We start from the raw sequence: 2,666 nt of genomic DNA on the forward strand, positions 1-2,666 counted from the left end.
TTGCCGATTGCACCGTTTCATTTAATGCTTCTATCAAGCCCAGCACGAGCTGCAAGCGCGCTTCCAGCTCTGCCATCAGCAAGCGCTTTAAAGCTGCTAGAAAGGCCTTAATATTCTCATCCAAGGCACACGTTTCAAACAGGTCGGCATTTTTACCGGCAGGCCTTTCAAAGCTCTCGCGAAAGTAAGTGGCGAGTAGCGTCGGTACGCATAAAAACTGTTTACGAGCAGCGACGCTTAACGCTTCGTCGAGAGCTTTATCGAGCACCACTAACTTCGCAAGCTCTGGTGAATGCTTCTCTAACACCTCACTAATATAAACTCTCAAGCCCTGCACTTTAGCCGACATATCAGACTGCTGAGCACGATAAAACTTACTGAAGGGTTCAGCAGCTTTGGCTAGCAACTTGTCATCGACTTGCCCTTCTCGCATAGCGCTAATAAACGCTTCATCCCATTCAGGCAGCTTTATTCTGCCGACACTTTTATCTGGGTCAAAGCCTGACTCGATAGATTGGCTAATGGCTTTTCTTACCCTGACAAAGGCCTGCTGGCTTTTTTCTAAAGCTTCCTGACCAGCCAATTCGTCCGAATCGTTCGACAGTAAACCGGCGTCGACTCGACGATCAATCATTCTGATCATGCCTTGCGCATCACTTAATTTTACCGAGCCCGAGAAGTCTATTTTTTTCGATAAGCGCTCGCTAAAATTTTCTGGATGAGTCTGTGGCTCGACTTGCAGCATCTCTGATAGAGAACGCACCAAACGCGAACTACCGGGCATAAATCGGGATGAATTCTGGCTCATAGCTGAAGGAAGGATCACGCTGCGCATCTGCGCTATTCAAAGCAAGGAAAGTTTCTTACTGTGCATCTAATATTTATATTCAAGAGGCGGCCATTATCGCCATTCTGGGGGATTATTCAAGATTTGATCACCACATATTGTGGTTCCCGGTGGAAATAAAAAAGGGGGAATGCTTTTTCGCATTCCCCCTTTTCACTCCTATTTATACTTCTTTAGCTAATATCAGTTTGCAAAATACATTTGCTCAAAGTAAGCCTCTAAGGCTTCATAACAAACAGCTTCTTCTTTTGCAGTTAATTCAAACAGTGTGTTACCAGCTGATTTCTTCATTCGGTATTCTCCGTTTAATCATCGTAATAACTTAAAAGTATTTGCTTCGTTGCAAGGCCTGAGCAGAAAACAAGGAGTCGAATCCGGTATATAATTGATTACTAAGGCTCGCTCTTTGAAATCGTTTCATTACGTACTTCCTTGTACAGTTATTACTAAAGCATTAGCCGTGCCAAGACAACAAATTAGTTTCATCCAATTGATTTTATTAACAATTTAAATTAAATGACATAATAATAACTCTCAACATCAGTAAGCTCATGCACCATAGCTTTGCGTATAAGTACTAACACGCACTATTATTGGGTTATAGTCCGAGATAGCGTTGCCCTTAACAATAACAAAAGCTAACAGGCTAAATTTTATGACATCACAGAGCTTCCATCAGTCCGCTAGCTGTTCATGCACCACATCGAAAATCACCGTCAGAGCCCAACCTTTTTCTCGCTTTAAATGCCATTGCACTATTTGCCAAGAGATCTATAACAAGCCTTATGCAGAATTTGTCGTAGTCAATGCAAAAAATGTTGAGCTAAACAAATCTGATCAACTATTGTTTGCAAAATATCGTCGTCCTCCTGCTCTAACTAGAGGTATATGCCAAAACTGCCAATCTCCATTAGTTGGCTTTTTGAGGCTTGCGCCTTTTTTAAAACTGGCCTTTATTCCCATTGACCGTTTTGAAGACCCTGGCGCACTACCAGCAGCTCAAGGGCATATTTTTTATCACAGCAGAAGTGAAGAAATAGACGACAATTTACCGAAGTTTAGCGGATACTGGAAAAGCGAACTGGCGGTGAGCCAATCTGTACTTAAGGGATTAATACAACATTAGGTTAACTGAGCACTCTAGTAATTCTTATGCTTTAATATAAGACACTAGTTCTATCGTTATAAAGGCTTATTTCGAGCATACTCAAATATTATCTTATATTATTGCTTTGCATTTTTAGTAGTCTAGTTCACGCAAAATCACCAGACGCACAAACTATAGCGATAGCAGCGCCTCATATCACTAGCCTAATTGAGGAAGACCAGTCTGGCATCTATCAAGGCATTCTGAACGAAGCTATTTCAGATATGCCTTTCAAAATCATTCAATCATATACGCCTTATAAACGAGCCCTGGTATCATTTGAGCAAGGCCATACAGACTACATTTATTCTTTCACGCAAGTGATGCAAGAAAAGCTAGGAAATGAGAATATCATTGCAAGCTTTCCACTAGGTGCCTTCGCTTATTATATGTTTAGCCCTCTCGACCAAAGCCCTTTAACTAGCTCCAGTCAACTTAAAGGACTTAATGTGGGTGCCGTACATGTGCACGAGAACTATTATAAACATAGACTTAGCGAAAAAATAAAACTAGACAAAGTATACAAAGACGCCCAGAACTTGAAAAAGCTCAAAGTAAAGCGTATTGATGTCATGATCGCAGCGCTTCCGGACTTGCAACCTTTCGTAGATCAATTGAGTTACTCTGCCAAGCACCCTCTTGTAGAAAGCTATGACCGTATTACGTGTCATA

Annotated in this window: 3 protein-coding genes; 2 read left to right on the forward strand and 1 reads right to left on the reverse strand. The window is 41.5% G+C overall.

Annotated features, from left to right (window positions below; genetic code table 11):
- On the reverse strand, nucleotides 1–808 hold an 808-nt coding region (locus tag A3761_RS17500), incomplete at its 3' end, for a DUF3348 family protein (RefSeq protein ID WP_197473094.1).
- A gap of 694 nt (nucleotides 809–1,502) precedes the next feature.
- Here A3761_RS17500 and A3761_RS17505 point away from each other — a divergent pair.
- Both A3761_RS17505 and A3761_RS17510 read left to right on the forward strand, forming a co-directional pair.
- Complete coding sequence (locus A3761_RS17505; protein WP_068507378.1) at nucleotides 1,503–1,973, forward strand: GFA family protein; 471 nt, start codon at nucleotides 1,503–1,505, stop codon at nucleotides 1,971–1,973.
- Nucleotides 1,974–2,074: 101 nt separating this feature from the next.
- On the forward strand, nucleotides 2,075–2,666 hold a 592-nt coding region (locus tag A3761_RS17510), incomplete at its 3' end, for a hypothetical protein (RefSeq protein WP_068750600.1).

The organism is Oleiphilus sp. HI0123, from assembly GCF_001635315.1.